Here is a 14,715-nt window from a genome sequence, read left to right as displayed (position 1 = left end):
TTCACGTTTCGCGGATATATCGCTACGATAGGTCGCATGGCACGGCGCGGGGACACCATCGAGCTCGCAGTCCTCGGACTGCTGCACGAGGGACCCATGCACGGCTACGAGCTGCGCAAGCGGCTCAACCTGATGCTCGGATGGGGCCGCCTGCTGTCGTACGGCTCGCTCTACCCGGCGCTGAAGAAGATGCTCCGCGGCAACCTCATCGAGGAAGTCGTCCCGTCGGGTCCGCAGACCCGGCGGCAGCGGATCGTCTACGAGGTGACCGAGCTGGGCACCGCCGAGTTCTCGCGCCTGATGTCGGAGGTGGGTCCTGCCGCGTGGGAGGACGACAACTTCGACATCCGGTTCCGGTTCTTCTCCTCCACCGACATGGAGATCCGCCTGCGCGTCCTCGAAGGACGTCGCTCGCGCCTCCAGGAGCGGCTGGACCGGGTGCAGCGCGAGCTCTCGATGACCCAGAAGGAGGTCGACCGGTACGCCACCGAGCTGCAGCGGCACGGTGTCGAGTCGGTCGAGCGCGAGGTCCGGTGGCTCTCGGACCTCATCAACGCGGAGCGGGGCGTGCAGGGCAACAGCAGCGCCGCGCCCGAGGCGCCGACCTCGGCGCCCTCCGCCTGACGGACACCTGAACACCCACCTGAGCAGTCAGCAGTCATGAGTACCAAGGAAGGAACACCCCCAATGGGTTCGGTTCGAGTAGCAATCGCGGGCGTGGGCAACTGCGCCACGTCCCTCATCCAGGGCGTGCAGTACTACCGGGACGCCGATGCCTCGAGCACCGTCCCGGGGCTCATGCACGTCCAGTTCGGCGACTACCACGTGGGTGACGTCCAGTTCGTCGCCGCGTTCGACGTCGACGACAAGAAGGTCGGCAAGGACCTGTCCGAGGCCATCAACGCCTCGGAGAACAACACGATCCAGATCACCGACGTCCCGACCCTGGGTGTCGAGGTCCAGCGCGGCCCGACGCTCGACGGTCTCGGCAAGTACTACCGGATGACGATCGAGGAGTCGGCCGCCGAGGCGGTCGACGTCGTCCAGGCGCTCAAGGACGCCGAGGTCGACGTGCTCGTCTCCTACCTCCCGGTGGGCTCCGAGGAGGCCGACAAGTTCTACGCCCAGTGCGCGATCGACGCCGGCGTGGCCTTCGTCAACGCCCTCCCCGTCTTCATCGCCTCCGACCCGGTCTGGGCCAAGAAGTTCGAGGACGCCGGCGTCCCGATCGTCGGCGACGACATCAAGTCCCAGGTCGGCGCGACCATCACGCACCGCGTGATGGCCAAGCTGTTCGAGGACCGCGGCGTGACGCTGGACCGCACCTACCAGCTCAACGTCGGCGGCAACATGGACTTCAAGAACATGCTCGAGCGCGAGCGCCTGGAGTCCAAGAAGATCTCCAAGACCCAGGCCGTCACGTCCAACCTCAACGGCCCGCTGGCCAACGTGGGTGCCGACGACCGCAACGTGCACATCGGCCCGTCCGACTACGTCGCGTGGCTCGACGACCGCAAGTGGGCCTACGTGCGCCTCGAGGGTCGCGCCTTCGGTGACGTCCCGCTCAACCTGGAGTACAAGCTCGAGGTCTGGGACTCCCCGAACTCGGCCGGCATCATCATCGACGCCGTCCGCGCCGCCAAGATCGCCAAGGACCGTGGCGTCGGCGGCCCGATCATCCCCGCGTCGGCGTACCTCATGAAGAGCCCGCCGGTGCAGATCGAGGACACCGAGGGTCGCCTGCAGCTCGAGGCCTTCATCAAGGGCGTCTGAGCTCCTGCTCGTCCCACGACCCCGTGCCCTTCCGGGCGCGGGGTCGTGGCGTTTTCCTCAGGCCGGCGCCAGCGAGGCGAGGACGTCGAACTCGTAGTCCTCGGCGCGGGCGATGTGCACCTGCTGGGCCGAGGAGCCGGCGCCCAGGCGCACCGTGCCGCGCGGCCCGTCGTAGGTGACGCCGCGCTCGGCGATCGCGGCCAGCATCCGGGCCGGGTCGGCACTGCCCACGGCCGCGGCCGCCGCGGCGAGCGCCAGGATGCCCTCGTAGCAGGACTCGGCGGCGTTGTTGAGCGCCGGGGCGCCGGGCCCGAAGCGGTCGGCGTAGGAGCCGGTGAAGTCCATCGCCGAGGCGGTGACCAGGCTGTTGAAGTACGCCGCGGCGACGTAGAGGTCGCGGGTGGCGCCCGCCCCGGAGGCGAGCAGCATGTTCTCCTCCATCAGCGGGCTGAACCGGACCAGGCGGTCCTGCAGGCCGCCGGCGGCGAACTGGCGGTTGAAGAGGACGGCGTCACGGCCGACGAGGAGCATGATCACGCCCTCGGCGCTGCTGCGCCGCACGTCGTGCAGCACGCCGCGGAAGTCGCGGCAGCCGTAGCGGACGAACTCCTCCTGCACGATGTCGAGCCCGGTGGCCCGGGCGTAGTCGCGGATCACCCGCACCGTACGGCGCGGCCAGACGTAGTCGGAGCCGACGATCGCCCAGCGCCGGATGCCGCGCTGCTCGCGCAGCCAGCGCAGCCCGGGCGCGACCTGGAAGGACGGCGTCTCGCCGGGGCACAGCACCGCCTCGCCGCCGGCGCCCTCGTGCAGCGAGGTGTAGACGTAGGGCACGCCGAGCCCGGCCAGCACCGGCGCCATGTGCTGGCGCACCGAGGAGATGTGCCAGCCGACGACGGCGTGGATCCGGCCCGCCGCGGCCAACCCGGCGGTGGTGTCGCAGAACTGCTCCAGGGGCGCGCCGGCGTCGAGCACCTCGACGTCGACCGGGCGCCCGAGGATGCCGGAGCCCTGGTTGAGCTGGGCGATCGCGAGGTCGGCGACCTTCTCGCACGAGGGCCCGAAGATGCCGCCCGGCCCCTGCAGCGGGATGGCCAGCCCGACGCGGAACGGTTCCACGGCGCCACCCCCTCGTCCGGTCTGCCCGCTCCAATAGCACCGAATGGAATAGTTTGGCAGTATGGAGCGTCGCACCGCACGGGTCAAGGGAGAGGGATCGCACTGATGGCAGCCGGACTCGGAGAGCTCGCCACCCTGCTCATCGGCCGCGCCTCGCGGCTGGAGCGGGCGATCGGCGCGGCGCTCGCGGGAACCCCGCTCGGCGCACCCCACTGGCTGGTGCTGACCGCGCTCCACACCCAGCCCGACGGGCGCACGATGAGCGAGGTCGCCCAGCTCGTCAGCCTGCCGGCGGCGACGTTGACGCGCAGCGTCGACCGGCTCGTCGACCACGCGCTCGTGCACCGCACGCTCGACGGCGCCGACCGCCGGCGGGTCCTGGTCGGACTCACCGACCGCGGCCGCACGACGTACGACGAGCACCGGGCCGCCGTCGACGCGGCCCTCGCCGCCGAGCTCGACGCCTTCGCCGACTGGGAGCGCGAGGCGCTGCGGGGACTGCTGACTCGTACCTCTTGAATTAATTCCAAATGGAAGTAATGTGCTCCGCGTCACCCCCGACGAACGGAGTCTTCCCACCATGTCCGACAGCACCGACTTCACCCGGTCCGGCGTCTCCCGCTTCCCCGACCGCGACCTCGGCGTCCCGCGCTTCCGCTGCGAGGTGGGCGTCCCGCTGGCCGAGCAGAAGCACCTGGGCCACAACCGCTGGCACCCCGACATCCCGCCGCTCATCGAGGTCGGCCTCGGCGACGAGCTCATCCTCGAGAGCGGCGGCTACGACGACTACCAGCTCCGCGACGTGGACGACGACCAGGACATCCACTCCTTCGACCTGACCCGGACCCACCCGCTGACCGGCCCGGTCAAGGTCGACGGGGTCAAGGCCGGCGACCTGCTGGTCGTCGACATCCTCGACGTCCAGCCGCTCTCGGGCATCGGCTACTCCAACATCCTGCCCGGCATGGGCGGCCCGCTCGCGGCGGACTTCCCCGACGGCTACAAGACGGTCTGGGACCTGCACGGGCTGTTCGCCACCAGCCGGCAGATCCCCGGCGTCGAGATCCCCGCGATCAGCCACCCCGGGATCATCGGCGTCGCCCCGTCGCACGACCTGCTGCGCACCTGGAACGAGCGCGAGGACCCGTTCATCGCCGACGGCCTCGCCGCGCCGCGCGCCGACGCCCGCGACACCGCCGTGCTGCGCGACCTGGAGGGAGACGAGTGGGCCCGGGTCGCCGAGACCGCCGCGCGCACCATCCCGCCGCGCGAGAACGGCGGCAACATGGACATCAAGAACCTCTCCCGCGGGTCCCGGGTCTACTTCCCGGTCTTCGTCGACGGGGCGCTGTTCTCCAGCGGTGACTTCCACTTCGCCGAGGGCGACGGCGAGATCACCTGGAACGCCATCGAGATGGACGGCGTCGGCTGGTACCGCTTCGGCGTGATCAAGGACGGCATGGCGCGCTACGGCGTACGGACGCCGATGTTCCGGCCCTCACCGGTCGACCCGCAGTTCGGCACCCGCTACCTGTCCTTCACCGGCCTCTCCGCCGGCGGCAAGGAGCAGCGCTACCTCGACACCACGATGGCGGTCACCCAGGTGGTGGAGCAGGCGATCGAGTACCTCGGGAAGTTCGGCTACAGCCCCGAGCAGGCGTACACGATCATCTCGGTGGCGCCGTGCGAGATGCACGTGGGCGGGGTCGTGGACATCCCGAACGCCGCGGTGGTGCTGAAGATCCCGCTCGACATCTTCGACCAGGACATCCTCCCGCAGCCGAAGTAGCCGACGGCGGGCGGACATGGACCCGGGTCGGGCTACTCGCCGATCTTGAAGCAGCCGAGCTCCTTGCGGAACTCGACCCGGGTCCACACCGCGCGGTGGTCGGAGATCGCCGAGCGCAGCACCGCCGACTGCAGCGGCGTGAACCAGCCGTCGTGCAGGACGTAGTCGATCCGGTTGCGCGGGCTGCGCGCCGGGACCGTGTTGCCCGCGCCCTCGCCGACCGCCCAGACGTCGCCGAGGCCGGCCGCGCGCAGCACCTGCAGGGGCGCCGTACCGGGGCCGGCGTTGAGGTCGCCGCCGAAGATCTTGGGGTTCGGGTCAGCCGCCATGATCTGGGCGCTGGCCCGGGCCTGGGCCATCCGGGCGGTGCCGGCACCGTGGTCGAAGTGCGTGGAGTAGACGCTGATCATCGTCCCGTCGACGTTGATCGCGGCGTGCAGCAGGCCGCGCAGCTCGCGGCCCCCGGCGACCGGCAGGTGGGTGTTGCGCCAGGTCGTCACCGGGAACCGGGACAGGATCGCGTTGCCGATCGCGCTCGAGCCGCCCCCGCCCTGGTTGCCGCCGTAGACCCAGTTGAGCCCGGTGGCCTTGCCGAGCGCCTCGGCCTGGCGGATGCCGCCGGTGCGCGAACGGCCGTCGTCGACCTCCTGGAGCAGGACGACGTCCGGCTTCCAGGAGGTGATCTCCCGGCCGATCGCGCCCAGGTCGAGCCGCTCGTCGGGCGTCGCGCCGTGATGGATGTTGAACGACAGCACCGTCAGCGGCCGCTTCAGCGGCGCCGACGGGCACAACGAGGCGGGGATGCTGGGCAGCGGCGGCAGCGGCTCGCCCCGAGTCGGCTCGTAGCCCGACGTCGGGGGAGCGGGGACCGTGGTCTGGTCGCTGCCGGCTGCGGCCGGCGGCTTCGCCGGGTCCTTGGCGCCCTGGACGACGAACACGATGCCGACCACGAGCAGCACCACGATCGCCGCCGCGACGGTCGCCACCTGCACCGCCGGGCTCGCGCCGGGGGCGGTGACGGCCTTGGGCGGGTCCGGCTTGGGCGGGTCCGGCTCGGCGGCGGGCTCGGGCTCGGGCTGGGGCGCGGGCGCGTCGTCGTCCGGCTCCGGCTCCGGCTTCGGCGGCCCCTCGTCGTTCACGGGGCTATTCAACCGGGCCGGCGGTCACCGCCGGATCAGGCCTCCGCCTCGACCTTGATCCGCTCGAGCGTCTGGCGGATGCCGCGGCGCAGCTCGTCGGTGAAGCCCTCCTGGCCGCCGAGCACGATCTTGGTGAGCACCATCGAGAGACCGGAGACGCCGTCGGGGGTCTCGCGGCGCTCGGTGAGCCGGGTGCCGCCGTCGGCGGTGGGCTCGAGCTCGAAGGACCACACGGTGCGGTTCTCCTTGATCCGGAACGCGAAGTCACCGGGCGTGCTCGCGGTCGGCGGCTGGAAGCGAACCACCTTGCCACCGGTCGGCCAGCGCTTGATGCCCTGCTTGTTGAGGTTGCTGAAGGTCGCGCCGAGCTTGACGACGCCGCCCTTGACGGACGACTTCACGACCTGCGGGCTCCACTTGGACATCGCGGGGATGTCGGTGACCAGGGTCCACACCTTGTCGGTGGGAGCGGCGATCTCGATCGAGTCCTCGATCAGCTTCTCGTACGTGTCGGCCATGTCCGGACGCTACCCGCAAGTAGCAGACCGGCGGTATGTGAGCCGCGCCACACGTCAGGAGCGGGCGGCCCACCACTCCCGGAGGGCGGTCGCGGCGTCCTCGGGCGCCATCGGCCCGTGGTCGAGACGCAGGTCGAGCAGGAACTGGTAGGCCTGGCCCACCTCGCGGCCCGGGCCGATGCCGAGGATCTCCATGATCTGGTTGCCGTCGAGGTCGGGGCGCAGCGCGGCGAGCTCCTCCTCGGCGGCCAGCCGGTCGATCCGGGCCTCCAGGTCGTCATAGGTACGACGGAGCCGGTCGGCCTTGCGCTGGTTGCGGGTGGTGCAGTCGGCGCGGGTGAGCACGTGCAGGCGCTCGAGCTGGTCGCCGGCGTCGCGGACGTAGCGGCGCACCGCGGAGTCGGTCCACTCGCCCGAGCCGTAGCCGTGGAAGCGCAGGTGCAGCTCGACCAGGTCGCCGACGGCCTGGATCTGGTCGTTGGAGAAGCGCAGCGCCTTCATCCGCTTGCGGGTGAGCTTGGCGCCGACCACGTCGTGGTGGTGGAAGGTGACCGCGCCGTCGTCCTGGAAGCGGCGGGTGCGCGGCTTGCCGACGTCGTGCATGAGCGCGGCGAAGCGCGAGACGAAGTCGGGACCCTCGGGCAGCCCGGACCGCGCGGCCAGGCGCGGCTCGAGGTCGATGGCCTGCTCGAGGACGGTGAGGGTGTGCTCGTAGACGTCCTTGTGGCGGTGGTGCTCGTCGCGCTCGAGCTTGAGCGCGGGCAGCTCGGGCAGCACCCGCTCGGCGAGCCCGGTCTCGACGAGGAGGGCCAGGCCGAGCCGGGGCTGGGGGGCGCAGATGAGCTTGACCAACTCGTCGCGGACCCGCTCGGCCGAGATGATCTCGATCCGCTCGGCCATCTCGGTCATCGCCCGGACGACGTCGGGGTCGACCGTGAAACCGAGCTGGGCGGCGAACCGCGCGGCCCGCATCATCCGCAGCGGGTCGTCGGAGAAGGACTGCTCGGGGGTGCCCGGCGTGCGCAGCACCCGGTGCGCCAGGTCCATCACGCCACCGAAGGGGTCCTCGATCTCGCGCCCGGGCAGGCGCACGGCCATCGCGTTGACCGTGAAGTCGCGCCGGCCGAGGTCGCCGGCCAGCGTGTCGCCGTACTGGACCTGGGGCTTGCGGCTGTCGGGGTCGTAGGCCTCGGAGCGGTAGGTCGTCACCTCGACGATCCAGTCGTCCTTGCGGCAGCCGATGGTGCCGAAGTCGCGGCCCATGTCCCACCAGGCGTCGCCCCAGGACCGGAGGATCTTGTCGGTCTCCTCGGGACGCGCCGACGTGGTGAAGTCGAGGTCGTTGGAGCGGCGGCCGAGCATCGCGTCGCGCACGGGTCCGCCGACCAGGGCCAGCTCGTGGCCCGCCGCGGCGAACCGCGCGCCCAGCTCGTCGATGACGGGCGCGATCCGGTCGAGCTCGGCGCCGACCGCGGCCTGCACGTCGACCAGCCGCAGGGGCGCGCCCGAGGCGGCGAGCAGCGGGGGGTCAGTCGGGGCGTCGGTCACGGGCGGAGAGTCTAGGGCGTGCCTCCCCGGTCCGCGCCGTCGCGAGCGGTGTTGGCGGCCGATCTGGCAAGGCGGAGGGCCGAAGGCGGGCCGGAGGCCCGTCGAGTGCCCGACAACGCGGCCAGATCGAGTCGCCGACGCCGCGCAGCAGACGCGGACCGGGGAGACACGCCCTTGGCGGAGGCCCACAGGTGCCCCCACTACCCTCGGGTTCGTGGTCCGCCCTTCCTCACGCCTGCTCCGAGGTGTGGCGACCCTGCTCCTGCTCGCCACGGCAGGCCTCACCGCGGCCCCCGCCCCGAGCGCGTCGGCCACCCCCGGCAACAAGGCGTACGACGCCCCGCTCGAGGTCACCATCGACGACCTGACCCCCGGGGTGCTGCCCGCCAAGGGCCCGATCACGGTGCGCGGCACGGTGACCAACGTCGACCTGGAGACCTGGACCCACGTCCGGCTCTACCCGATGTTCGGCGTCTGCTCGACCTGCGCGCCGCCGATGACGACCGAGGCCGAGCTGTCCGCGGCCACCAAGACCGATCCCGAGACGTTCGTCGGCGAGCGCTACACCCAGAGCAGCACCGCCCGTTACGACGTCCCGCAGGACCTGGGACCGGGCGAGACGGTGTCCTACTCCTTCACGATCCCGCAGGCGGCGCTGCGCGAGGCCGTGCCCTCGCCCCAGGCCGGGGTCTACTGGTTCGGCGTCCACGCCCTCGGGGCGAGCCCCTCGGCCGGCGACGACCAGAACGCCGACGGCCGGGCCCGCACCTTCCTGCCCTACCTGCCGGCCTCGACCGACGCGAGCGTCGACGCCGCGGTCGTCGTCCCCCTGCGCGCCCGGATCGCGCACGCCGCCGACGGCGAGCTCGGGCGCACCGTCGCCTGGGAGCAGGCGCTCTCCACGGCCGGCACGCTCGGCGGGCCGCTGAGCTTCGGGGGCGCCCGCGGCAGCGCTCCCGTCACCTGGCTGCTCGACCCGGCTCTGCCCGACGCCGTCACCCAGCTCGCCCAGGGCAACCCGACCCGCGAGATCGCCCCGGTCAAGCCCGACGACGAGCCGTCGAGCAGCGAGGACCCCTCGTCCGGCGAGTCCCCCTCCGGCGACGCCGGTGAGGGCGGCGACGACGCGGCCGACGTGGGCAGCGCGACGCTCGACCCCGACAGCCCCGTGGTCGGCGCGGCCGAGAGCTGGCTGCGCCAGGCCCGGGCGGCGCTCAGCGGCGGCAGCGTCGCCCTGCTGCCCTACGGCGACCCGGACCTCTCCGGCGCGGCGACCACCCTGCCCGACCTCTACGCGACCGCCCGCGAGCACAGCTCGACCACGCTCGCCGCGTGGGAGGTCGAGGGGACCCCCGTGGTGGGCTCGCCCAACGGCTACCTCGACGCCACCGCGATCCGCCGGGTCGACGACGGCGCGGTGCTGCTGCTCGGCGACCAGATGTTCCCCGAGGAGACCTTCTCCCCCCAGGCGCCCGTGGGCGGCCTGGTCGGCAACCGGCCGGTCGTGGTGACCAGCTCGGGCGTCGCCCGCGGCGGTCCCGGCCCGGACCCGGCCCAGGCGCCCGTCGCGCTGCGCCAGCGCCTGCTCAGCGAGGCCGTCGTCCGGATCCTCGCCGCGCGCGGGGACGAGCGCCCCGAGCCGCTGACCGTCGTCATCCCCGACACCATCGACGCCGCCGGCGCCCGCGCCTTCTGGACCGGCCTCGAGGGCATCTCGTGGCTGCGCCTGGTCGACCTCCCCAGCCTGGTCACCTCCGGCGGCATCGACGCCGGTACGGCGCGCGACCGGCAGGTCGACCCCGACGACCTCTCCTACCCCGACGGCCAGCGCGAGGCCGAGGTCCCCCCGACGGTGTTCGCCGAGGCCGGCGCGCTGATCCGCTCCGCGCGGACGCTCCAGAGCATCCTCGGCAAGGACTTCTCGATCGGCGACACCCTGGTCGGCGAGGCGCTCGCCGGGACGTCGTACGACGTGCGCGACGACGCCGACGCCGGACCGCGCCTGGCCCGCTCCCGCGCGTGGGTCGACGAGCGGCTCGGCGGGGTCAGCCTCGACGCCCCGCAGGGGGTCACCCTGTCGAGCACCTCCGGCAGCTTCAACATCGCCGTGCGCAACACCCTCGACCAGCCCGTCACCGTGCGGATCGAGGCGAGCACCGACCGCAAGGCCACCATCAAGGCGGCCAACCCGATCGTGCTGCCGGCCAACAGCCGCGCCTCCATCCCGATCAGCGCGGACATGAAGGGCCCGGGCGTCCACAACGTCCGGCTCCGGCTCACCGACGCCGATGGCAACCCGATCGGCACCGAGGACGAGCTCCCGATCCGCTCCGGCCAGGTCGGCGTGGTCATCTGGGTGATCATGGGCACCGGCGCGGGCATCCTGTTCCTCGCCATCGGCATCCGCCTGGTCCGCCGCTTCCGCCGCCGCGGCGAGCCGGACGCCGAGCCCACCTCGGAGTCCGTGCCCGAACCCGAGTCCGCCGGATGAGCGGCGAGAGCACCGCCGACGCCGGCGAGCAGCGCAAGATCCTCGCCAACACCGCCGTGATGGCGGCCGGCACGGTCGTCTCGCGCCTGAGCGGCTTCGTCCGGCTCACCCTGCTCGCCGCCGCCCTCGGCGTCGGCCTGCACGCGGACATCTTCACGGTGGCCAACACCGTGCCCAACATGCTCTACATCCTGCTGGCCGGCGGCGTCTTCAACGCCGTGCTCGTGCCCCAGCTGGTGCGCTCGATGAAGAACGACCCCGACGGGGGAGCGGCGTACGTCAACCGGGTGATCACCCTCGCCGGGCTGTTCCTCGCCGTGATCACGGTGGTCCTCGTCATCGCCGCGCCGCTGGTGATGGGGTTGATGCTCAACAGCGACTACAACGAGCCCGAGCTCGCCGCGCAGCGCCAGTCGGCGATCGACTTCGCGCGCTACTGCCTGCCGCAGGTGTTCTTCTACGGCATGTTCGTCCTGGTCGGCCAGGTGCTCAACGCCCGCAACCGGTTCGGCCCGATGATGTGGGCGCCGATCGCCAACAACGTCATCTCGGTGGCGGTCATCGGCGCCTACCTGTGGATCTACGGCCCCGCCACGGCCGCCCAGCAGCGCGGCGCGTTCAGCACCGACCAGGAGCTGCTGCTCGGCATCGGCTCGACCGTCGGCATCGCCGCCCAGCTGCTCATCCTGGTCCCCTACCTGCGGGCCGCGGGCGTGCGCTACCGGCCGCGCTTCGACTTCCGCGGCGTCGGCCTGGGCCACACGCTGCACCTGGGCGTGTGGACGGTGCTCTTCGTCGTCGCCAACCAGCTCGCCTACGTCGTGGTCGTCCGGCTGGCCTCGGGCGGCAGCGCGGGCGCCGAGGACGGCACCGGTATCACCGTCTACTCCAACGTGATGCTGCTCGTGATGGTCCCGCACTCGGTGATCACGGTCTCGCTGGCGACCGCGATCCTGCCGCGGCTCTCGGCCGCGGCCGCCGTCGGCGACATGGGGCGGCTCGCCACCACGCTGGGCAGCACGCTGCGCACGGCGCTGGCGGTCGTCGTCCCGTTCGCGGCGCTGCTGCCCTCGATCGCGCTGCCCCTGGCCCAGGTCGTGTGGGGCCACGGCGCGAGCGCGTCGACGTACTACCGCTTCGAGGCGCCGATGGTGCTCTTCGGCTTCGCCGTCGTCGCCTTCACGGTCCACTACCTCGTGCTGCGCGGGTTCTACGCCCTCGAGCTCAACCGGCTCGTCTTCTTCGTGCAGTGCGCCGTCGCGGCGACCAACATCACGCTCGCGCTGCTCTTCGTCGCGCGGGTCGACCCGTGGGACACCGCGCCCGTGCTCGTCCTCGCCTACGGCGGCGCCTACACCGTCGGTGCCGCGGTCTCCACGGTCGTGCTCGTCCGGCGCCTGCGCCGCGGCGGAGCGCCGTCCCACGTCCGGTCCTGGCTCGGGTACGTCGGCCGCCTGCTCGGCGTCGCCGTGCTGGTCTGGTTCGTCGCCCGCTTCTTCGACATCGTCATCACCGACACCGTCGTCGAGCTCGTCGGGAGCGATCCGCACTGGGCGTTCGCGGCCCTCGAGGTGGCCGTGGTCAGCATCGGCGGCGGCGGCACGCTCCTGGCCGCCGCCCGGCTGCTGCACCTCGACGAGGTGACGTCCGTGGCCGGCACGGTCCTGGGGCGGCTGCGGCGGGGCTAGGGTGACTAGTGTCCTCTCACGAGGAGCGATCACGAGGGGGATCGAGTGGCGACGTCGACGCGGTCGGGGGATGTCCTCGCCGGCCGCTACCGGTTGATCGACCTGCTGAGTGAGAGCGGCGGCGGGCGCTTCTGGCGTGCCCACGACAACGTCCTCGAGCGGTTCGTCGCGCTCCACGTCATCGCCGAGGACGACGACCGCGCCGGCGGCCTCGTCGAGGCGGCCCGGATCTCCGCACGGGTGCTCGACGCGCGCATCCTCCGCGTCCTCGACGCCGAGGAGGAGCAGGGCCGCTGCTTCGTGGTCAACGAGTGGGGGACCGGCATCTCCCTCGACATCCTGGTCACCCACGCCGGCCCGCTCGACCCGCGCCGCGCGGCCTGGCTCGTCGCCGACGTCGCCGGGGCGCTGGCCAAGGCCCACGCCGCCGGGGTCACCCACGGCCGGCTCAACCCCGAGAACGTCCTCATCGACCGCTACGGCTCGGTGCGGATCATCGGCATGTGCGTCGACGCCGCGCTCCACGGGCTCTCGCCCGGCGACGTCCGCAGCGACCTCGAGGACCTCGGTGGGCTGCTCTACTGCGCGCTGACCGGTACCTGGCCAGGACCCTCCGGCTCGATCGTGCCGGCCGCGCCCCGCGAGAGCGGCGTCTTCCTCAGCCCGCGCCAGGTGGTGGCCGGCGTACCCAAGCCGCTCGACCTGCTCTGGCGCGAGTTCGACTGCCGCAGCATCCACGGCCGCCGGCTGCTCGGCGCCGAGCACCCCGACGTGAGCTCGGCCGAGGCGATCGCGGCCGAGCTGCTCGCCTTCGTCGGCGACCCCACCGGGATGCCCGAGGCCCTGGCCCGCGCCGTGCCCGCGATCAACGAGCTGCGGCCGGTCTGGCTGCCCGCGGTCGCCGACCCGCTGCCCCATGACTCCTCGCGCGACGACCTCCCCGTCGTCCCGGCCGACGACGAACCGGAGCCCGAGCCCGCCCCGGAGCGCGGCCCGGTCGAGCCCCCCATCGCCGACGTGGACGACGGCCCGCCCATCCCGCTGGTCACCGAGCTGCCGACCGAGGCCGGCATGCCCGTCTTCGACGACGACGACGTCTCCTGGCTGCGCACCCGCAGCACGCCCCCGCCCCCGCCGCCCCCGTTCGAGGAGCCGCCGGAGCGTCCCCTGTTCGCCCCCGACCCGCCCGGCGGCGTACGCCGGCCGCGGATCGCGCCCGTCCCCTCCGAGGCCCCCGTGCCCCCCGGCGCCACCGACTACTGGCCGTGGGAGACCGGTGGCGGCGGCGAGGCCGGCGGCACCGGCAACGACGATGACACCGCCGAGGACGCCCGCGTCCCCGGCCGGACCTGGCTCCGGCTCGCGATGGCGGTCGGCCTGGCCGTGCTGCTCCTGGTGGCCGTCGCGATCGCGTTCAACCTCGGCCGCGGCCGTACCGCGCTCGGCGGCGACCCCGACGCCGAGAGCACCCCGCGCGAGACGACGAGCGCTACGACCACGCCGGGCGCCGTCCTGTCCGGGATCAAGGTCCGCGACTTCGACCCGCTCGGCACCGACGGCGGCGAGGAGAACCCCGACACCGTCGGCAACACCATCGACGGCGACCCCGCGACCACCTGGCGCACGGCCACCTACGTCGACCAGCTGGGCCCGAAGCTGCCGGCCCTCAAGTCCGGCGTCGGGCTGCTGCTCGACCTCGGCAAGGTCCGCGACCTGCGCTCCGTCGAGGTCCGCGCCGCACCGGGTGAGGCCACCGTCTCGCTCTACGCCTACGACCAGGCGCCGGTCCAGGCGCCCACCGGCGAGCCCGTGGCGACCACCACAGGATCGGGCCGGCTCACCCTGACCCCGGGGACCATCCCGACCCGGGGCCGCTACCTTGTGCTCTGGTGGACGGCGTTGCCCGCGGTCGACGGGGGCTTCCGGGCAGAGATAGCTGAGGTGGTGGTCCGTGGCGAGTGAGCTGTCGGACGCCGACCTCCTCTCCGCCCACGTCGCGGGCGATCCCGATGCCTTCGGCCTGCTCTTCGCCCGGCACCGCGACCGGCTCTGGGCGGTCGCCCTGCGTACCTGCGGTCACCCCGAGGTGGCCGCCGACGGACTCCAGGAGGGCGTCGTCGCCGCCTTCCGCCGGGCGGACTCCTTCCGCGGCGAGGCCGCCGTCACCACCTGGCTGCACCGGATCGTGGTCAACGCCTGCCTCGACCGCCTCCGGGCCGAGAAGGTACGCCGCGCCGAGCCGCTGCCCGATGACCTCGACGAGCCCGACCGGGCACCGCGCGCGACCGTCGGTACCGAGCTCGACCCGGCCCAGCAGGGTCTGGCCGCCGAGCGCCGCCGCCAGGTGCTCGACGCGCTCGCCACGCTGCCGGCCGGCCAGCGCGCGGCCGTCGTCCTGGTCGACATGGAGGGCTACTCGGTCGCCGAGGTGGCCCAGATCCTCGAGTGCGCCGAGGGCACGGTCAAGAGCCGCTGCTCGCGGGGCCGGGCCCGGCTCGCCGTCCTGCTCGCGGGGATCCTCGGCGACGAGGACGTGACCACGCCCACCCGGGCGCCCGGGAACCCTCCCGGCACCCCGGACGTCGGACCGATGACCCCACGCGGACCACCCGCCGGCACCGCCGCCGTCGACTGACCCGCACCGGCCCCA

Annotated in this window: 12 protein-coding genes; 8 read left to right on the top strand and 4 right to left on the bottom strand. The window is 72.8% G+C overall.

From position 1 onward, the window contains the following. Positions 1–36 precede the first annotated feature (36 nt). Complete coding sequence (locus M0M48_RS24150) at positions 37–624, top strand: PadR family transcriptional regulator (RefSeq protein WP_215814206.1); 588 nt, start codon at positions 37–39, stop codon at positions 622–624. A 63-nt stretch (positions 625–687) separates the two neighbouring features. Then, positions 688–1,773, top strand: a complete 1,086-nt coding sequence (locus M0M48_RS24145) for an inositol-3-phosphate synthase (RefSeq protein WP_215814207.1) — start codon at positions 688–690, stop codon at positions 1,771–1,773. A 57-nt stretch (positions 1,774–1,830) separates the two neighbouring features. On the opposite strand, the gene M0M48_RS24140 is transcribed toward M0M48_RS24145, so the two are convergent. Then, positions 1,831–2,892 carry a substrate-binding domain-containing protein gene (locus M0M48_RS24140; RefSeq protein WP_257753068.1) on the bottom strand — a complete coding sequence of 354 codons (1,062 nt, stop codon included), beginning with the start codon at positions 2,890–2,892 and terminating at the stop codon, positions 1,831–1,833. A gap of 105 nt (positions 2,893–2,997) precedes the next feature. On the opposite strand from M0M48_RS24140, the gene M0M48_RS24135 reads away from it, so the two are divergent. Then, a complete protein-coding gene (locus M0M48_RS24135; RefSeq protein ID WP_257753067.1) occupies positions 2,998–3,411 on the top strand; it encodes a MarR family winged helix-turn-helix transcriptional regulator in 414 nt (137 codons plus the stop codon). 61 nt (positions 3,412–3,472) lie between these two features. Next, positions 3,473–4,681, top strand: a complete 1,209-nt coding sequence (locus M0M48_RS24130) for an acetamidase/formamidase family protein (RefSeq protein WP_215814210.1) — start codon at positions 3,473–3,475, stop codon at positions 4,679–4,681. Between the two features lie 32 nt (positions 4,682–4,713). Here M0M48_RS24130 and M0M48_RS24125 read toward each other — a convergent pair whose 3' ends face one another. The 3 genes from M0M48_RS24125 to M0M48_RS24115 are packed head-to-tail and all read right to left on the bottom strand — an operon-like array spanning position 4,714 to position 7,820. Next, positions 4,714–5,820: an endonuclease/exonuclease/phosphatase family protein gene (locus tag M0M48_RS24125; protein ID WP_257753066.1), complete on the bottom strand. Its 1,107-nt coding sequence runs from the start codon at positions 5,818–5,820 to the stop codon at positions 4,714–4,716. A 35-nt stretch (positions 5,821–5,855) separates the two neighbouring features. Further along, positions 5,856–6,338, bottom strand: coding sequence for an SRPBCC family protein (locus tag M0M48_RS24120; RefSeq protein WP_215814212.1), 483 nt, complete (start codon positions 6,336–6,338; stop codon positions 5,856–5,858). 54 nt (positions 6,339–6,392) lie between these two features. Next, positions 6,393–7,820 carry a CCA tRNA nucleotidyltransferase gene (locus M0M48_RS24115; RefSeq protein ID WP_445323412.1) on the bottom strand — a complete coding sequence of 476 codons (1,428 nt, stop codon included), beginning with the start codon at positions 7,818–7,820 and terminating at the stop codon, positions 6,393–6,395. 313 nt (positions 7,821–8,133) lie between these two features. Here M0M48_RS24115 and M0M48_RS24110 point away from each other — a divergent pair, with 313 nt between their 5' ends. The 4 genes from M0M48_RS24110 to sigM are packed head-to-tail and all read left to right on the top strand — an operon-like array spanning position 8,134 to position 14,700. After that, positions 8,134–10,377, top strand: a complete 2,244-nt coding sequence (locus M0M48_RS24110) for a DUF6049 family protein (RefSeq protein ID WP_257753065.1) — start codon at positions 8,134–8,136, stop codon at positions 10,375–10,377. Next, on the top strand, positions 10,374–12,065 hold the full coding sequence (murJ, locus tag M0M48_RS24105; RefSeq protein ID WP_257753064.1) for a murein biosynthesis integral membrane protein MurJ: 1,692 nt from the start codon (positions 10,374–10,376) through the stop codon (positions 12,063–12,065). Before M0M48_RS24110 ends, murJ begins: the two co-directional genes overlap by 4 nt. A gap of 45 nt (positions 12,066–12,110) precedes the next feature. Further along, a complete protein-coding gene (locus M0M48_RS24100) occupies positions 12,111–14,027 on the top strand; it encodes a protein kinase family protein (protein ID WP_257753063.1) in 1,917 nt (638 codons plus the stop codon). Further along, positions 14,017–14,700, top strand: a complete 684-nt coding sequence (gene sigM, locus M0M48_RS24095; RefSeq protein ID WP_257753062.1) for an RNA polymerase sigma factor SigM — start codon at positions 14,017–14,019, stop codon at positions 14,698–14,700. Before M0M48_RS24100 ends, sigM begins: the two co-directional genes overlap by 11 nt. The last annotated feature ends 15 nt before the right edge of the window (positions 14,701–14,715 follow it).

The sequence above is a fragment of the Pimelobacter simplex genome (assembly GCF_024662235.1).
Classification (GTDB): Bacteria; Actinomycetota; Actinomycetes; order Propionibacteriales; family Nocardioidaceae; genus Nocardioides.
The sequence above is the reverse complement of the archived record's forward strand: the minus strand, read 5'-3'. Positions and strand labels throughout refer to the sequence as shown.